12 protein-coding genes and 1 pseudogene are annotated in these 16,849 nt (G+C 63.6%); 5 read left to right on the top strand and 8 right to left on the bottom strand.

What is annotated here, in order from left to right:
• From D0Z70_RS03920 to D0Z70_RS03885, 8 genes and pseudogenes are all read right to left on the bottom strand, one after another.
• Positions 1–419: pseudogene (locus D0Z70_RS03920) on the bottom strand (hypothetical protein); the annotation flags it as partial.
• A 230-nt stretch (positions 420–649) separates the two neighbouring features.
• The gene (locus D0Z70_RS03915; RefSeq protein WP_239018799.1) at positions 650–1,819 is read right to left on the bottom strand and encodes a PepSY-associated TM helix domain-containing protein; all 1,170 of its coding nucleotides are present in this window, start codon (positions 1,817–1,819) and stop codon (positions 650–652) included.
• A 764-nt stretch (positions 1,820–2,583) separates the two neighbouring features.
• The gene (locus D0Z70_RS24550) at positions 2,584–2,787 is read right to left on the bottom strand and encodes a hypothetical protein (RefSeq protein ID WP_147418735.1); all 204 of its coding nucleotides are present in this window, start codon (positions 2,785–2,787) and stop codon (positions 2,584–2,586) included.
• A gap of 14 nt (positions 2,788–2,801) precedes the next feature.
• Positions 2,802–4,436 (bottom strand): saccharopine dehydrogenase family protein, encoded by a 1,635-nt coding sequence (locus D0Z70_RS03905; RefSeq protein WP_220475620.1) that lies wholly within the window; start codon positions 4,434–4,436, stop codon positions 2,802–2,804.
• Entirely contained in the window at positions 4,433–4,849 is a 417-nt protein-coding gene (locus D0Z70_RS25165; RefSeq protein ID WP_119744058.1) for a thiol-disulfide oxidoreductase DCC family protein, read from the bottom strand. The genes D0Z70_RS03905 and D0Z70_RS25165 overlap by 4 nt, the downstream gene beginning before the upstream one ends.
• A complete protein-coding gene (locus tag D0Z70_RS03895) occupies positions 4,846–6,078 on the bottom strand; it encodes an FAD-dependent oxidoreductase (protein ID WP_119744057.1) in 1,233 nt (410 codons plus the stop codon). The genes D0Z70_RS25165 and D0Z70_RS03895 overlap by 4 nt, the downstream gene beginning before the upstream one ends.
• A 162-nt stretch (positions 6,079–6,240) precedes the next feature.
• Positions 6,241–9,636, bottom strand: coding sequence for an acyl-[ACP]--phospholipid O-acyltransferase (locus tag D0Z70_RS03890; RefSeq protein ID WP_182913830.1), 3,396 nt, complete (start codon positions 9,634–9,636; stop codon positions 6,241–6,243).
• 52 nt (positions 9,637–9,688) lie between these two features.
• Positions 9,689–12,631 carry a DUF2339 domain-containing protein gene (locus D0Z70_RS03885; RefSeq protein WP_119744056.1) on the bottom strand — a complete coding sequence of 981 codons (2,943 nt, stop codon included), beginning with the start codon at positions 12,629–12,631 and terminating at the stop codon, positions 9,689–9,691.
• A gap of 98 nt (positions 12,632–12,729) precedes the next feature.
• Here D0Z70_RS03885 and D0Z70_RS03880 point away from each other — a divergent pair, with 98 nt between their 5' ends.
• The 5 genes from D0Z70_RS03880 to D0Z70_RS24815 all read left to right on the top strand — a co-directional run bounded on the left by D0Z70_RS03880 (position 12,730) and on the right by D0Z70_RS24815 (position 16,847).
• Positions 12,730–13,347 (top strand): TetR/AcrR family transcriptional regulator, encoded by a 618-nt coding sequence (locus D0Z70_RS03880; RefSeq protein ID WP_119744055.1) that lies wholly within the window; start codon positions 12,730–12,732, stop codon positions 13,345–13,347.
• Positions 13,348–13,694: 347 nt separating this feature from the next.
• Positions 13,695–14,681, top strand: coding sequence for an SPFH domain-containing protein (locus tag D0Z70_RS03875; protein ID WP_119744054.1), 987 nt, complete (start codon positions 13,695–13,697; stop codon positions 14,679–14,681).
• A 6-nt stretch (positions 14,682–14,687) separates the two neighbouring features.
• Complete coding sequence (locus D0Z70_RS03870; protein WP_119744053.1) at positions 14,688–15,371, top strand: DUF4178 domain-containing protein; 684 nt, start codon at positions 14,688–14,690, stop codon at positions 15,369–15,371.
• The gene (locus tag D0Z70_RS03865; RefSeq protein WP_119744052.1) at positions 15,364–16,704 is read left to right on the top strand and encodes a DUF4178 domain-containing protein; all 1,341 of its coding nucleotides are present in this window, start codon (positions 15,364–15,366) and stop codon (positions 16,702–16,704) included. Before D0Z70_RS03870 ends, D0Z70_RS03865 begins: the two co-directional genes overlap by 8 nt.
• Positions 16,701–16,847, top strand: coding sequence for a hypothetical protein (locus D0Z70_RS24815; protein ID WP_182913829.1), 147 nt, complete (start codon positions 16,701–16,703; stop codon positions 16,845–16,847). Before D0Z70_RS03865 ends, D0Z70_RS24815 begins: the two co-directional genes overlap by 4 nt.
• Positions 16,848–16,849: the final 2 nt, after the last annotated feature.

Here is a 16,849-nt window from a genome sequence, read left to right as displayed (position 1 = left end):
ATCGATATCGCCACGATGACCAAGCCGCCAAAGCAGAGGATCGATAGGATGTTCATGACAAGAAAATATGCCGGAAGGAAGAAGAACGGCGTGGCGGCGTTTCGCGTCATTTCTATGGTCGTATATATGCCGACGAGGACCATAGCGCTGGCCCACCCAGCGCCTACCCAGCCGAGTTGGCGGTGAAGGCCGATCGAGCCCCGGGTGACTAGGAGGTTTTGTGAGACGAACAGCACCACCCAACCAAAGAAGATGAAAGCGTGGAGGTGGACAAGTGGCGGCGCGCCAAACGTCGAGCGACCCGTCGCCACTTGAAAGGAAAAACCGGCAACGATAGTCAAAGCCATCGCGATCGCCATCTTCAAAAAGAACCGGTCATCGCGCCCATGTCCAGGTAGCGGTTCAGCCAAAGTCGCCATCTACAACCTCCACGCCATCTAGTGATGAAGCTAACGCAAGGGGAGACGCGGCTCAACCTGTGCAGAAAGCTATTCTAGGCGATCTGTATCACCTGATTTCGGCGAAAGTCCTATTACTGATTAGACCTGCCGATTAACGGTAAGAAATCGTCGGAAGGCAACCAATAACCGACGGTCTGCTGTCGGATAACGAAATTTAATCGCTGATAGGCCAGAAAGGGTCGCTTCCTTCAACTGGCTCCCCCAATCGCCCCCGGCGTCAGGATCAGGGTGAGGAGAATGAGGGCGATGCCGACATATCCCCAGACGCCCATGCCCTGCCAGGCAATCTTCATGCTGCCGGTGTCGGACCGCGACGATCTGGCCAGCCGCATCGCGTAGATCATCGTGCCGGTGACGGCAATCGCCGTCAGTAGCGCCCCGAACAGAAACCAGATGGCTTTGGTCCACAGGCCGCCGAAGGTGCCGAAATGCAGCGGATCGGCCATTTCGGAAATACGCTGATGCGCGCTCAACGCGCGTCCATCCAACTGCGCGACGACACGCGACGTCGCCGGATCGACGACTACTGCATTGGCGCGATCGCGCACCAGCCAGGCGGATGACTGGCCGAGGAAGATGACGCCATTGTCGGGCGTGAAGCGGATTTCGCGAATATCGAGCGCAGGATCGGCGCGGCGCGCGACGGCGACCAGCCGGTCCAGCGCGGCCCCGGTCGGCATCGCACCAGCCGCCACTTCCGGTAATTTGGGCACCTTGGCGTTCCCGCCCAATGTCTCCACCAGATACCACAGGCCTGTCAGCGTGATCAGCGCCACGAACCACAGGCTCCACAAGCCCATCAGGCGATGCAGGTCGCCGGTCATCCGTCGCCCATCGCCGCCCCGCGGCGCTCGGAAGAAGCCGCGCCACCATTTCTTGTAGGTGACGATACCCGACACCAACGATGCTGCCAGCAATAGGGCGAGCGAGCAGACGATCGGTATGCCGATCTTCGTCGGCAGCATCAGGTGGCGATGGGCCTGCCGCAGGAAGCGGTGGACATTGGCCCAGCCATGCCTGCCGGTAACCTCCGCCGTCCATGGATCGACATAGACACGCTCCGGAGCGCCCTTGCCGCGACTGACCCAGGCCTCGACCGTGAACCAGGGGTCGATCGGCGCATAGAGGGTCTGGAGCCGGGCGTCCGGTGCGGCGCGCGCCGCTGCCTGCGCCCACGCCCCCCAGGATGCGACGGGTTCCGACCGGGGCGATACCCGCATGGCGGGCGTCGCCAGCCAGTCGATTTCATGCGCGAACACCGCAAAAGTGCCCGTAGCCAGGATGAAAGTCAGGAAGATCGACAGTTTCAGGCCGATCCAGCTATGCACCACCCACCAGAGCGACCGGCCCTTTTTCACGCGCCNAAGCCATCGCGATCGCCATCTTCAAAAAGAACCGGTCATCGCGCCCATGTCCAGGTAGCGGTTCAGCCAAAGTCGCCATCTACAACCTCCACGCCATCTAGTGATGAAGCTAACGCAAGGGGAGGCGCGGCTCAACCTGTGCAGAAAGCTATTCTAGGCGATCTGTATCACCTGATTTCGGCGAAAGTCCTATTACTGATTAGACCTGCCGATTAACGGTAAGAAATTGTCGGAAGGCAACCAATAACCGACGGTCTGCTGTCGGATAACGAAATTTAATCGCTGATAGGCCAGAAAGGGTCGGTAGCGGTGATCATTTTATGTAAAAAACTGATGCTAGGACTTGGCCGCTGCTTCAACTCAGCGTCGCCAGCTTATGTGCCTGATCTAACGGCGAAATGAGACCGGTTATGAGGCCGTAGAGCTGATTTTGGTGGATTCGGACTCGAACCTGCGCACAAAATTCCCGAATGCGCTGGGGCTCGGGTGGGGGCTCGCAATGAGGGGTATCAATAAAACATAAATAAAACAATGAGATGGAGAGCCTTGTCGAGTCCTGTAAGCGCACCATCGCCTTCATAGGCAACCCTCGGAAAACCTAGCGAAACGCCTTTCAGTGGCCTGCGGTTTCCTCAGGTTCCTAACATCCGGCTTCGGCCGTCGCTCCGAGAGGTACATAGGGCGACGCGAGGTTGAAGCCGAAGGTCGCTCTCCATGCGTGAGGGGGCGATCAGTGAATCAATAGCGATGCTGCCTGCTCAGCCGTCCCGACCGGGCGCGGCTTCATGCCCATACTGTGTCTGGCGTTCCTGACGCCCGGCACCGCACACGCCGACGATATCGGCAGCGTCAGGAAGAAAGTGGCTGAGTTCACGGCATCCACCAAGCAGCGCCCGTACGATCTGGAGCGCTGCATCATCGATACCGACAATATCGGCAAGCCTTGGGTCTACGGGGATCACTCTGTCCCGTAACACTATTGAGTTGGCGCTGGTTCAAGCCATCCGCGATAATGGACCAGTTGCCCAATCAACGGCAGGGCGATCGGCACATCGAAATGGAAGCGTCCGCCTTCTGCCCATTCCCGCGCGTTGGAGCGTGGGGCCAGCCATTTCGGCAAGGGCAATGGTCCAAACCACCACCGCCGCATCACCATGCGCAATCCCTGATCGTCGCTGGGCAGGTCGAAGGCGAAGCGCAGCGGGCCGAACCGTTCGACAAGCCATCCATTGCGCTGGCTGAGTTGGCTTCGGAAGCGCCGTCCGCTGAAATCGCGTGTCCAGGTCTCACGGCCGTCGGCTTCCTGAAAATGGACATGCAGGCGATGATGGCCAGGCTTGGGGAAGCCTGTCATGCGCGCAACACAGGCTGCCACCGGGTTGGCCGCGCCTGCCACCAGCGCTTCGCCCATCGCGCCGCCATCACGCAATATATCGTGGATCGCGCGCACCTCTGGCGGCAGTCGCGCGAAGCGGTCACCCATCACCCGCTCATATAGCGGCCGTGGAGCGGACCGTTCCTCCATGGCATGATGGATGGCCAGCCGTCCGAACGCATCGGCATAATCGCTCAGCGCCAGCGCCTCTCCGGCATCGCGGGCACCGGCGGCTTCCTGTCCCGAAAGGATATGGGTGATGATAGGCTCGACTGACAATGTCGGTATCCCCGGGCCGTCGCCTTGGTCGGCGATCAGCGTCCATCGACGCTCTATCCGCCGGCTGCCGACATCGCCGAACAGGCGCACGATCATGGTGGAGCGATCGCTACCCAGAGAACGGGTCAGGGACTGGAGCGGGCGCAGCAGGCGAGCGAACGGCGCGAGAGAAGCGACGACCCGCGACCGCACCAGCCAGCCTGCGAGCCACAGCATCCGGTTCTGGAACCCGAGTTCGGTGCCCGCGCGGAAACTGACGGCTGGATGTCCGACCAGCCGTTCCGGTAGAAGCTCAAGGTCGGGCACATCGACAAGCGCGACCTGCCGACCCGCAATCGCGATTCCGCCTGCGCATTGGAAATGGGCCAAGTGCCGCTCCTGCCATCCATAGGCGGTCGTCCAGCGCTGGCCGCGCCAGATACGCATGGGCTGGCCGACCTGCCCCAATATGGCGGCGGAGACGGCCGGACCCGCCGTCGCCTGGTTGGACGCACTGATCGCCATTTCGACCGCGCGCACTTTGTCCATGCCGCGCGCCAGATGCCGCACGACCGCGCCCGATAGCGCCGGAACGCTGGAGGCACCGGAAAGCAGGACGACGCCCGCTGCCTTGGCGGCCTCATCCAATGTGCGGATGCCGCAGACGAAATCGCGGCTGTCGGCAATGTCGACATAATGCACCCCGGCGGCGATACATGCTTTCGGGATCGCATGGTCCATTGCCTGAAAAGGCCCGGACGCATCCACGACGATATCTGGTTCATGCTCGTCCAGCGCGGCTGCGATATGGCTGCGATCCAGGGCCAGCGGGGTGAGACCGGGCGTTTCGCCGCAAAAGGCCCTAGCCTTGTCGATGGATCTGCCCGCGACGATCACTCTATGCCCCGCAGCGACCAGATGCCGCGCGATGCGTCCGCCAAAGCCGCCATATCCGCCAAGGAGCAATATACAGATCACAGGATTCGGCGCGCCTGCTGCGCCGTGGGTATCCAGCAGGTGGAGCGCTGGCCGAACAGCCGGTAACGATGGCGGGCGACCCAGCGATAGACGGGATCGCGCAGCCAGCGCGGGACGATCCTGAACAATGCCAGCGCCTTCCACGGGCGATCCAGTCCGGCCCATATGGCCAGCACCGCATCGCTGCCCTGCAAGGCCCGTTCCCCTTCCACCACGATCAGGCTTTCTGGATTTGCGGGATCGATGCCGAACCGCCGGTAAAGCGCAGCGCCGATTTCGCCCTGCATGGACGCCAGCCGGAACCGTCCGGCCCGGTCGTGTCGCAGCACGAAGGCGGCATTGGCGGAGCATAGCACGCACATTGCGTCGAAGACGATGATCGGCCCGTCCTCGCTGGCAGGATTGGCGCTCATGCGGCCACCGATTCTGGCGCGGGCATATGAAGCGGACTTTCCAGCCCCAGCGGCCCCAGCGGATTGGCGACCAGTCCACTCACCATCGCCGCCTGTATGCTGGTGGCGGGCCAAAATTTGGACAGCGGGCCGACCAGACGATCGCGGATCAAGGGCAACACGCGGCTGTCCGATTGATAAACGGGCGTAAACAATGCAGTGAGCCACTGGTAGGTCAGGACATGGCGTCGCCGCAGCTTGATGCCGAGACGAACCCCCTCATCCACCCCGTTCGCGTCCGCCAGACCTTTGGCCAGTGCCCAGGCATCGAGCAGGGCCATGTTGGCGCCCTGGCCCAGTTGGGGACTGGCGGAATGCCAGGCGTCGCCGATATGGACCAATGCCCGTTCCGCCGGTGATCGCAGGGTACGGTGGGCGTAGCGGGCGAAGGTCAACTGGTCGGGATCATCAATCTGGTCGAGCAACGGCGCGCATGCGGGCCAGAGCGCGGTAACGCGTGCCTTCCACGGCCCCAGTCCGGCCTGATGCCAGTCGCCCAGCCGATCCGCGCGCAACGACCAGAAGAAGGCGGCCTTTGGCGTCGCCGCGCCAGGCGGCGTGCCGATCGGCAAGACGCCCGCCATGATGCTGGCGCGGTCATAGCGCTGCGCGAGGGCATGGGGATCGAAGCGCGCATCCTGCGGCAGGTCGAGGCTGGCCCATAGAGCGCCATAGGCCAGTTCCCGGCCGGTCGGCGGTGCCAGCGGCGTGCGCGTACCCAGCGCATCGACCACGAGATCATAGGGGATGCTGGTTTCGCCATCGGCAAAGCGCAACGCGCGTTGCGCACCGACCGGTTCGCTGTCCACGAGCGTGCGCCCGGTATGGACGGTGATCCCTGCTCGCAACGCTGCCTCATGCAATATCGCAAACAGGCTGGCGCGATGGATGCCGATGCCAAACATATCGCTGTGGCGCAGCGCGGCATAATGGACGTCAAGGACGACCCGTTCCCCCGCCTTGCCGAACAGCCGGTCGATGCGCGATCCGCGCCGCAACACGTCGTCCAGCAACCCCAACTGGCCAAGAACCGCCATGCCTGTGGGCTGGATCATCAGGCCCGACCCGATGGGACGGGGCGTGTCGAAACGCTCGAAAAGGGTGACCTGATGGCCCGTCCGATGCAGCAGCAGCGCCGCCGCCAGTCCGCACGGCCCGCAGCCTGCGATCGCGATGTTCAGACCCCGCATGACCGCCGTCTAGACGAGCAGGCAGGCCGTTCCAAGAGGTTGGACCGGAATTGCCGATATTGGGGAGCGAGGAAGCGCGCCCGGAATATTCGGCAAAACCGAACCGGCATGAAGTGATACATGCCGAATTTCACCACCTGCCAGCGAGCAAGATGACGAGAGTCATGCGGCTGCCAATGCCCCCATCGTCACATAATCCAGCTTGCCAGTACCGAGCACCGGGAGCGCATCGACTTCGCGAATGTCACGGGGGATGGCCAGTTCGGTGATGCCATTTGAGCGCCCCCAAGCCTGAAGATCGCTTGCCTTCGCGCCCTTGCGCGTCGTGAACAACACCAGCTGTTCGCCTTTGCGTGCGTCGGGACGCGTGACAACAGCATGTTCGGCATCAGGCCAGAGCGCGGACGCATAGCCTTCGACGGCAGGGAGAGAGATCATCTCGCCGCCAATCTTGGCGAAGCGCTTGGCGCGACCGCGAATGGTGACGAAGCCTTCGGCATCGATCGTCACAATGTCGCCCGTATCGTGCCAGCCTTCTTCGGGTGGCTGCAACACGCCCGGCGCGTCGGCCTTCATATAACCGGCCATGATGTTGGGACCGCGGATCGACAGGCGTCCGCCTTCGGCAATGCCGGGGACGTCGTCCAGCTTCGGGTCAATGCCCGGCAGCAGGCGACCCACGGTGCCCGCCCGGAAATGCATTGGCGTATTGACCGCAATCACCGGGCCAGCCTCGGTCGCGCCATAGCCTTCCAATATGCGCAGGCCAAACTTCTCCGCATAGGCTTTGCGGGTTTCGTCGCGCACCCGCTCTGCGCCCGCAAAAATGTAGCGCAGCGAATAAAAGTCATAATTATGCGCCATCCGCGCATAGCCCGACAGGAAAGTATCAGTGCCGAACAGGATCGTCGCATTGCTGTCATAGGCGAGTGCGGGAACGATCCGGTAGTGGAGGGGGCTGGGATAGAGCAGCGTTTTCACGCCATGCAGGATCGGCAGCAAGGTGCCGCCGGTAAGGCCGAAGCTATGGAACACCGGAAGCGCGTTCAGCACCGTGTCCGCCGTGTTGAAATCGATCCGCGCGGCCAGCTGGCGGCAATTGGACAGCAGGTTGCGGTGGGTCAGCACCACGCCCTTGGGCAGGCCTTCCGATCCGCTGGTAAAGAGGATGACGGCAGGCGCATCGGGCGCGATGTGCAACCGTTTGTGGCTACGTCCCGCAAAGCGGCTGGCGATGAGGGCGCGCAACTTCGCGCCCGTGCCGATGGCCGCACCAATATCTTCCAGCCAGAGGATCGTAATGCCTTCTTCCGCCAGCGCCGCGACGATATCGCCGAGCTTGGCCTGCGTCACAAAGGCGCGGGCGGTTACGATGGTGCGGACCTGCGCAGCGGTGCAGGCGGCCTTCAGGTTGGTGAGGCCAGCGGTGTAGTTGAGCATCGCAGGCACGCGGCCATGAGCCTGGAGGGCAAAGAAGGTCGCAACCACGGCCGAAACATTGGGCAGCAGCACGCCGACTGCTTCGCCCTGTCGGGTCACAGCGGCCAGCGGCTTGCCCAGCGCCAGACTGCCGACAACCAGCCGGTCGTAGGACATCGGCTCGCGCTTTACATCCTCGACCACCGCAGCCTTCCCACCGTGAATGTGCCGGGCTTCCAGCAGCGCCTGAAACAGCGTTTCATCCCTGTTCGACGTCGCGAAGATCATCGCGCTCATCTCGTCATACAGGCGACGCCCGGCGATGGCGCGGCGGGCGCGGGCGGTCATCTCGCCCTCGATCGCAAAGCGGCGTGGCGGCAGCACGGTCAGGCGGATCTTGGGAAAGCTGCGCAGCCGCACCTTGCCGCGCAGGCGAGAAAAGGGCGTATATTGGGCACCGTCGATACGGACCGGAATGATCGGCGCGTCGGCCTTGTCCGCGACCATGCCGGGGCCGTCAAACACCTTCATCAGCGCGCCGGTAACGGTGATGCGACCTTCGGGGAAGATGACGAGGGTTCGGCCTTCGCGCACCGCTTTCACCATCGCCTTGGCCGCCATGGGGTTGGTCGGGTCGACGGGAAAGGCATCGAACAGCGGCAGGAAGGGTTTGATCCACCAGGCCTTGGCGATGCGGGTATGCACGGCAAAAGTCGGCTTGCCGGGCAGGAAGGCGGCCAGCAGCAGCCCGTCGAGGAAGGAGACATGGTTGACGACCACGACAGCAGGCGAACCGGCAGCAGGCATATTCTCCGCCCCCGTCACCTCGACCCGGTAGATCAGCCGCAAAGCCCCCCGGAAGATCGCCTTGATGATGGTTTCGGGCAGCAACCAGCAGGATATGAGCGCGATCGTCAGGGTGGCGAAGCCCATCGCACCGATCACGCCGGGGACATCGACGCCGCGCGCCAGCATCAGCGTGACGACCGCCACCACCGCTACGCTGACGGCGGCATTGACGATATTGTTGGCGGCAATCGTGCGCGACCGCTCCTCACGCGGGGCGTGGGTCTGCAGTATCGCATAGAGCGGGACGATGAACATGCCGCCTGCAAAGGCGATACCGAACAGGTCCATGAGGATGCGCCAGCTTCCCGCCGAGGCGACGAAGGTCGTGATGCTGGCATTGGCGGTCACAGGCACATAGCTACTGGTCGACAGCCACAGATCGATCATGAAGCCCGCCAGCGCGAGCGCCGATATGGGAACGAAGCGCGCCGATACTTCGCCAGCGAGCAGCCGGTTGACCAGCAGCGATCCTGCGGCGACGCTCAGCGAGAATATCAGCAGGAACAGGGTGGCGACTTCCTGTCTGGCGTGCAGCACCCCGCTGACGAGGGGCGCGAACTCCGACAGCAAAACCGCGCCGACCGCGAAGAACCAGCTGATCCCCAATATGGAGAGCCATACGCCCCGGCCGTGCCGCGCAGCTTTCAATATCTGCCAGGTGCTGCGGAAAATGTTGCGATCCACCTTCAGCCCAAGCGCCACCGGCGGCGCGGGAGGCACGGCCAGGCTGGTGAGGAAGCCGAGCAGGGCGATGCCGATGGCGGCGATGCCAGCGGTCTGGGCCGGGATGACGCCGGCCAGCAACTGGCCGCCCAGGATGGCGAGGAAGGTGCCCGCCTCAATCAGGCCGGTGCCACCCATCAGTTCGTGCGGCCCCAGATGCTGGGGCAGGATCGAGAATTTGACCGGGCCGAAGATAGTCGAATGCAGCCCCATCAGGAACAGGCAGCCAAGCAGCAGGGGCACCGATTGCAGGGTGAAGCCGACCAGTGCCACGGCCATGATGACGATTTCCGCCGCCTTGACCGCGCGCACCAGCTTCGCCTTGTCCCAGGCGTCGGCAATCTGACCAGCGATCGCAGAAAAGAGGAAATAGGGCAGGATGAACAGGCCCGTCGCAACCGTCGCCAGCAGCCCGGCCTTTTCCGGTTCTGCCCTGAACAGTATGAAATTGGCCAGGAAGAGCAGTGCGAACTTCAGGAGGTTGTCGTTGAACGCTCCCAGGAACTGGACGACGAACAAAGGCGCGAAACGGCGCTTTCCCAACAGCGACAGATCAGGTGCAGACATGATTTGGAACCCCTATGGGCCAGAGCAATATGGGTGAAGTATAGACGGAACGTTAATCCGCATCGCTTTTCAGCTGGCGGTTGTAGAGCCAGCCGATGCCGATCAGGCTGAAGCCGAGCGCCAGGAAGGATGCGATGCGGAGCAGGCCTGTCAGGCCCGATGCGTCGAGCAGAAAAACCTTGGCGACCGCGCCCAGCATCAGCAGCAGGGATGCGATACGCCAATCCCGCTTGCCGGTGCGGATGCCCCAAAGCAGGAAGCCGATGGCCAGGCCGATGGCCAGCACGGACCGGCCGATATCCTCACCCACCGCCAGATTGGGGCCTTTGAGGAGCGACCCTTCGAACAGCTGGCGCAAAGCGGCAAAGGCGAACATTAAAGTCATCAGCATCCGCATAGCGTCGATCGTCCGGGCAAAGCGGAGCGCGAGGTCCGGCGCGATCCGGCCTGCCAGCGTCAATCCAAAGAAGGGCAGCGCAAAGGCAGGGATGAGGAGCGTCAGCAGCGGCAGGCTGCCGACCGCTTGCGTGGCCCAGAGCGGGTTGTGGAGCAGCATGGTGTAGAGCAGGCTGTGCGCAAGCGCCGCAGCGATCAATGAAAGCGCGGCGACGCGATAGTGCGCGATCCGCCACAAGACGTAGCCCGCACCCAGCATCAGCGCTTCCCAGAGCGTCCGTTCGGCCAGGCCCGCATGGATGAAGTCAAAGCCGGAGCCGATGTCGAACAGCTGCTTGTACAGGATATGCACAGCAACCGCGCCCATGATCGACGCTGCCGCACCCCCGGTCCAGCGCTCGATCGTGGCGAATCGCCCGCGCCACAGCGTTAGCCCGATCAGCGCGGCAGGCAGGGCGAGGCGGCGGAGCATGTCCGACAGATCGGGCAGGCCACTCGCCAGCATCGGCTGGCCCAGCAGGGAAAGCAGGCCATGTCCGCTCCAGTCGATCAAAGGCCAGGCAGCCCATAGCAGCACGATGATCAGCATGGATGCCAGTGCGGGCAACAGCCGCTGTGGCGACAGTCGATGGCTCGAAAAGGCGAGCATCGGAATGGAAAAGGCGGCGATCGGCGCGAGCCAGGATGTCGGCACAGCCTGCGCCACCGCGCCATAGGCGACGATCGCGGCGGCGGCCTGGGCGACGACGCGTCCTTCGGCAAAGCGCGCACGCCAGGCGTAGACAGCAGCAACGGCGGCAACCATGCCCCAGCGCAGTAATGCAGACAATGGCGTGACCGGGGAGACATCGCCGATCAGGCGACCTGCCTCCGCCACGCCACGGTCGCCCACGACCAGCGCGGTGAGCGCGACGAAGGTGAAGGCCCAGCCGCCATATTCGACCCGCCGATCCTTCGCCTTGTCAGACAGGATCAGCAGCGCCGCGCTGACCAGCGCTACGGTGACAGGCATCATCCAGCCGGGCAGGCCGAAGCCGTCTGCTATGACCAGCAGAATAGCGGCACTAACTGCCTGCACGACGAAGCGGGAATCGTCTCGACGGTCGGGATTGTTCCAGCCCAGCGCCATGGCCAGCATCGGCAGCGTCGCAGCGACAAGCGCGATCAGGGCGAAACGGACATCGTCGACGGGCGAGGCGCGGTAAAAATGGAGCGCGGTGACGGCCAGCCCGCCCAGCGCGATCGCCGCGACCTGTCCGGCTTCGATCAGGCTGCCGCCAGGCCGCCACAGGCGCCAAAGTGCAGCGCTGCCGTAGAGGGCGATGATCCCTGCCATGACAAAGGTAAAGACCAGCACCGGCGGCGAGGGCCAACCGCCTGCGAGTAGTAGAGCGACAGCCAAGCCGACCGGCACCAGGCGGCGGAGCGATGCTTCGCGACCGCTCAGCCAGAGAAAGGCGATCGACAGAAGGCCGAACAAGGCCCAGTGGAGCGGCGCGAACCCGCCGGTGGCGACCAGCGCGGCCATCTGGGCCGAGGCGACGACAGCTGATGCTGCCCGCAACAAAATGGCCTTGCTGCCGGAAAAGGCCAGCAGCGGGAAACCCACGCCTATCGCCAGGATCAGCAGGCCGACCGAGAGAGACGCGGTAAGGTCGAGCGCGCCGTTCAGGATCAGCAGGCTGCCCCAGCCTGCGCCGCCGATCAGTGCGCCGATGCCCAGCCACAGCCAGCGCTGGGTGCGAGACAGGGCGCACAGCCCGCCAATGGTGAGCGCGAGATAGCAGGACAGGAGCGGGACATTAGGCTCGTTCGATCCTGCCAATGCGGGCGCAGCCAAGCCGCCGACCAGACCCAGCAGAGCACTCGGTGCGCCAAAGCGCAGCGACAGCCCCATGGCGATCGCCGTCACAGCGGCCAGGCCGACAAAGGCGGTCGCGGGTCCGATCAGATGATAGAGATTGGCGGCGGTCAGGATAACGGCGTACAGCGTCGCGATGCCCGCCCCGGCCAGCGCCTGACGCACGCGGGGATCGCGTAGCCGGTCCTCCTGCCGCAGCGCGCCTTCCGCAGCGACGATCAGTCCGCCACCGAAGAGCAGGCCCAGCATGAGCCTGATGACCGGCGACAGCAGCCCTGTGTCGATCGAATATTTGACCAGCAACACGCCCGCCACCGCTAGCGTGATACCGCCCGCCCATATCGGCAGACGACGGCCGAACAAATCCTCGAACGCAAAGCCGGGGCGGGCAGGGGAGGCAGCCTGAGTCTCGGGGGATAGTATCGGGTCCGGGGCGGCGACGGGAGCGGAATCGCGCACAGCCGCAGGGGATGGCACGACAGGCTCGGGCTGTTCAAACGGTCTCGGCTCGACTGCCGGTATAGGCAGGATGGGCGCTTCTGGCTCTTCGGGCGTCCTTCGCACTACGGCAGCCGCGACCGGTCGCAGCGCTGCGGTTCTGGATGGCCATATGGCGGCGGATGGCGCGGGCCGCGCATCCGTCTCGATCAGGGCGAGGCGAGATTCCAGCGCCTTCATCCGGCTTCGGGTGTCGAACAGCACGACCCCCAGCACGATCAGGACCAGCGTAACCAGCATGACTCACCCTCCAGTTGATCCGTGCGTGATAGTGCGAAATTAGACGGTGATCAATTAAAATATTAGACAGTGATCAATTCAGATCATACAGCGATGTCATGGGCAGACGATCCGACCATAGCCGCGCTGAACTGGAAGCGTTGATTCTAGACGAAGGGCACCGCCATATGGCGGAAGTCGGCTTCGCCCGCTTTTCCGCGCGCGAAGTGGCCAAACGCATCGGCTATGCTGTCGGGACGCTCTATAATGTGTTCGGCAGCTATGATCGGCTGATCGTGGCCATCAACACCCGTACCTTTGAACAATGGGCCGCCTATCTCGAAGACCGGCTGGCCCAGCCTTCGACCGACCGGATCGCCGCGCTGGTGGAAGGCTATTTCAGTTTTGCGGCAGAACATATGCCGTTGTGGACCGCGATCTACGACCATCGTCTGCCGCCAGACATGGCCATGCCGGAAGGGTTTGCCGCGCGGCGCGGCGCGTTGACCGATGTCGTTGTGCGCGAGGTCGCGGCGGTGTTGCCGGTCCAGCTGCGGGACCGCGCACCGCGCCTTGCCCGATCGCTGGTGGCCACCGTCCACGGCCATTGCACCTTCGCCCTCAACGGAAGTTTCGCTCTCTTGGGCGAAACCGCGCCGTTGGACATGGCGATCGCACGGGTAAGGGAGTCGCTGGCCGCTTCGGGCGCATCGATGCCATTGGCGGATACCGGGTAGTTTCGACCATGAAATGGTTAGAAATTTTGGAGCGCGATCTGCAATTCTCCGCTGGTCGGCACCAGATTGTGTCCAGTGGCGGTGCTACATTGGCCCGAATGGGTTGCGATGCCCGAACTCGCACCCTGGCGCGACTGAACCGGCCTGAACCCGGCAGTCGGATATCCCTGTCGCCGTAAAGCCGAGCGAGGGATAGAAAAACATCCAGAAAGATAGCGGACGGTCTGCACCTTGGCAGCGAAAACTGAATGTTGAGCGTCCGTGAGGGTCGTAAGCCTCTTATGCCGCAATTTTGCTTGTCCCGTGAATCAACCATTCTAAACTGAGGAACAGCGCAGGGGAGCGACATGGGCATATTGGATTTTCTGTCGAAGCAGTTCGTCGATGTCATCGACTGGGTGGAAGAGCCGGGACAACTCGGCTGGCGGGTGCCGCTGGCCGACCGGGAAATCCAGAACGGCGCGCAACTGACGGTGCGGGAGGGGCAGATCGCCGCCTTCTTCAACGAAGGGCGGATCGCCGACATGTTCGGTCCGGGCCTCTACACGCTCGATACATCGACGTTGCCCCTGCTGACGGCGATCATGAACTGGGACAAGGGTTTCAAGTCGCCCTTCAAGTCGGACGTCTATTTCTTCTCCGAAAAGGAGCAGATCGGCCTGAAATGGGGCACGGCGCAGCCGGTAACGCTGCGCGATCCCGAATTGGGGCCGCTGCGCGTCCGCGCCTTTGGCAGCTACAGCTTCCGCGTCAATGAGGTAGCACCCTTCGCCTCGCGCATCATGGGCACGTTGGGCGAGGTGAAGGTCGCGGATATCGAGCCGCAACTGCGCGCCGCGATCCAGACTGCGCTGGCAACCGGGGTGGCCGGCGGCGGCACCGCTTTCCTGGATCTGGCGGCCAGCCAGACCGCCTTGTCCGAGGCGCTCCGGGCAGCGGTCGCGCCGGCCTTCGCCCAATGGGGCCTGTCGGTCGAAAGCTTCTTTGTCGAGAGCCTTTCCCTCCCAGAAGAGGTGCAGAAGCATCTCGACAAGGCCAGTTCGATGCGCGTGCTGGGCGACCTCGACCGATACGCCAAATTCCAGGCGGCCGAAGCGATCGAGACGGCAGCGGCACAGTCTGGCGGCGTGGCCGGGATCGGGGCTGGCGCGGCGGCGGGACTGGCCATTGGTCAGGCGATGACTGGCGCGCTGGGCGGTGCGGCGGCAGCGCCGGCTCCAGCCGAAGACCCGTTCGCGCTGATCGAAAAATTGCACAAGCTGCTGGATATAGGCGCGCTGACCCAGGCCGAATTCGATACGAAGAAGGCGGAACTGCTGGGCCGTATTCGATAGCACCCGATGCAGTCGGTCGCCTGTCCCACTTGCGGCGCGGACGTCATCTTCCGCTCGGCAGCGCTGCCCGTCCGGGTGTGCGACTATTGTCGCACGCTCGTCGTCCGCTACAATCAGGGTGCGCAGGGCCAAATAACGGAAAATGGGGGGGAGGCGGCGATCCTGCCCTTCGACGTCAGCCCGATCCAGATCGGGACGGAAGGGCGCTGTTTCGACCAGAATTTCCAGATCATCGGCCGGGTGCGTTGGGCCTGGGACGATGGCGCCTGGAACGAATGGCTGATGCTGCTGGCCGATGGCAGCCACGCTTGGCTGGGCGAGGCGATGGGCCAGTTCATGGCGCTGCGCGAGGTGGTACTGACGGGATCGCTGGCACAGGTCATCCGCCGCCTGATGAACGATAGGCCGGTCAAGCCGGGCGAAAGCGGCAATATCGACGGACAATCCTATGAGGTCGCCGATGTCCGCACCGTGCGCTGCATCGGCTGCGAAGGCGAGCTGCCTTTTACCGCGCCCGCCGGTTGGGAAACGCTGAGCGTCGATTTTCGCAATCGCGACGGGCGCTGCGCCTCCTTCCAGAAGGACCGGCACGGTCCGACTCTCTATGTCGGCCATCATGTGACGCTGGCCGCGTTGCAACCGCGAAACCTGCGCCCGCTCCCCGGCTGGAGTGTGCCCGCTTATGGCTGAGGATGACAGCGTCCGCTCCCTGTCCTGTCCGGCTTGCGGCGGCACGATCGCGCTGCGCGCGGCTGGCTATACGGTCACGCTGGCCTGCGAATATTGCGGCACGCTGATCGACGCGACTGATCCGGCGGTTAGGATCATCACCCGGTACAATGAAATGCAGGCTTCGCTCGCGATCCCGCTCGGCACGCGCGGCACGTTGCGCGGTATCGAATGGGAAGCGATCGGCTGGATGGAGCGGTCGGACGGCTGGGCGACATGGGAAGAAACCCTATTGTTCAACCCTTATGAGGGCTATCGCTGGCTGATTGCGCAGAATGGCCAGTGGAGCCTGGGCACGATGCTGACCGCCGCGCCGCAGCGCGATGGACCCGACCAGATCGTCGGCGGCCGCCGCTTCACCCCCTTTTATGGCGGCAACACCGCGCGGGTGACACGGGTCGCGGGCGAGTTCTACTGGCGGGTGAAGCCGGGTGAGGAAGTGCGCGCGAGTGACTATGTCCGCCCTGGTTTCATGCTCAGCCTGGAGCAGGACGATCGGGAGCAAGGCTGGACGATCAGCGAGCTGTTGACCGGGCGGGAGATACGGGCGGCCTTTGATGTCGATCCGCCGCCATTCTGGATACCCGGCATGACGCCGCTGGCGCACCAGCCTTCACCCTATGCCCGGCGGATCAAGGACTGGTGGCCGATCGCCGCCCTGTCCTTCGTGGCGCTGCTGGTTTTGCTGGCCCTGTTCGGCCGGACCATGCAGCCGCAAATGTTCAGCCTGTCGGTGACGCCCGATGGCCCCACCGTGTCGCAGACCTTCGGCCCGATCGCGCTGCCGCTTGGAAAGCAGGCGATGACGGTCGAGGCGTTGACCCCCAGCGTGGAGCAGGGCTGGGTGGATATCGACGTGTCCTTCGTCAATCGCAAGACGCAGGACAGCTATGACGCCTATGCCCTGAACGAACATTATTCGGGGCAGGATTCGGACGGCTACTGGTCCGAAGGTGCGCGGTCGCAGACCTTGAAGATTGCAAGCCTGCCGGCCGGAACCTACGACATGGTCGTCGATGTGCAGGCGCATCATTGGGGCAGTTCGGGCAATTGGGCCTTTGACTCGTCGAGCAGAACCTACAAGGCGGAAGGCCAGCCCCCGATCGAGGTCAATCTGACGGTGGCACGGGGCGCGCGCTTCACATCCAATTTCTGGCTGGCGGTGCTGATGATCCTGGTCCCGCCCTTGTTGATGCTGGTCCTGCACATCATGTTCGAAAATGCCCGGCTGGCGCAGAAGGACGGTTCGCCGGCCGACGCCGACGACTGGTTGCGGGGGATGGAATCGCCATGAACCGCAGCAGCTTCCTCTATGCCCTTTGGTGCCTGAGTGTAATGGGTCTCTATCTGACCGCCGCGTCGCAGGGCTATTCCCCCTTCGCCGACGGCGGACGCACCGCCAGCGCCGCCCGCGCCTATGGTCCCACGCATAAATAGGA

It is taken from the genome of Sphingobium terrigena (genome assembly GCF_003591655.1).
Taxonomy (GTDB): domain Bacteria; phylum Pseudomonadota; class Alphaproteobacteria; order Sphingomonadales; family Sphingomonadaceae; genus Sphingobium; species Sphingobium terrigena.
Note: the sequence above shows the minus strand (reverse complement) of the source record. Positions and strands in the feature narration are given on the sequence as shown.

Coding starts and splice junctions, on each gene's coding strand:
- D0Z70_RS25165 (WP_119744058.1), bottom strand. CDS start 4,849: ATGAGCGCCAATCCTGCCAGCGAGGACGGGCCGATCATCGTCTTCGAC.
- D0Z70_RS03895 (WP_119744057.1), bottom strand. CDS start 6,078: ATGCGGGGTCTGAACATCGCGATCGCAGGCTGCGGGCCGTGCGGACTG.
- D0Z70_RS03890 (WP_182913830.1), bottom strand. CDS start 9,636: ATGTCTGCACCTGATCTGTCGCTGTTGGGAAAGCGCCGTTTCGCGCCT.
- D0Z70_RS03885 (WP_119744056.1), bottom strand. CDS start 12,631: ATGCTGGTTACGCTGGTCCTGATCGTGCTGGGGGTCGTGCTGTTCGAC.
- D0Z70_RS03880 (WP_119744055.1), top strand. CDS start 12,730: ATGGGCAGACGATCCGACCATAGCCGCGCTGAACTGGAAGCGTTGATT.
- D0Z70_RS03875 (WP_119744054.1), top strand. CDS start 13,695: ATGGGCATATTGGATTTTCTGTCGAAGCAGTTCGTCGATGTCATCGAC.
- D0Z70_RS03870 (WP_119744053.1), top strand. CDS start 14,688: ATGCAGTCGGTCGCCTGTCCCACTTGCGGCGCGGACGTCATCTTCCGC.
- D0Z70_RS03865 (WP_119744052.1), top strand. CDS start 15,364: ATGGCTGAGGATGACAGCGTCCGCTCCCTGTCCTGTCCGGCTTGCGGC.
- D0Z70_RS24815 (WP_182913829.1), top strand. CDS start 16,701: ATGAACCGCAGCAGCTTCCTCTATGCCCTTTGGTGCCTGAGTGTAATG.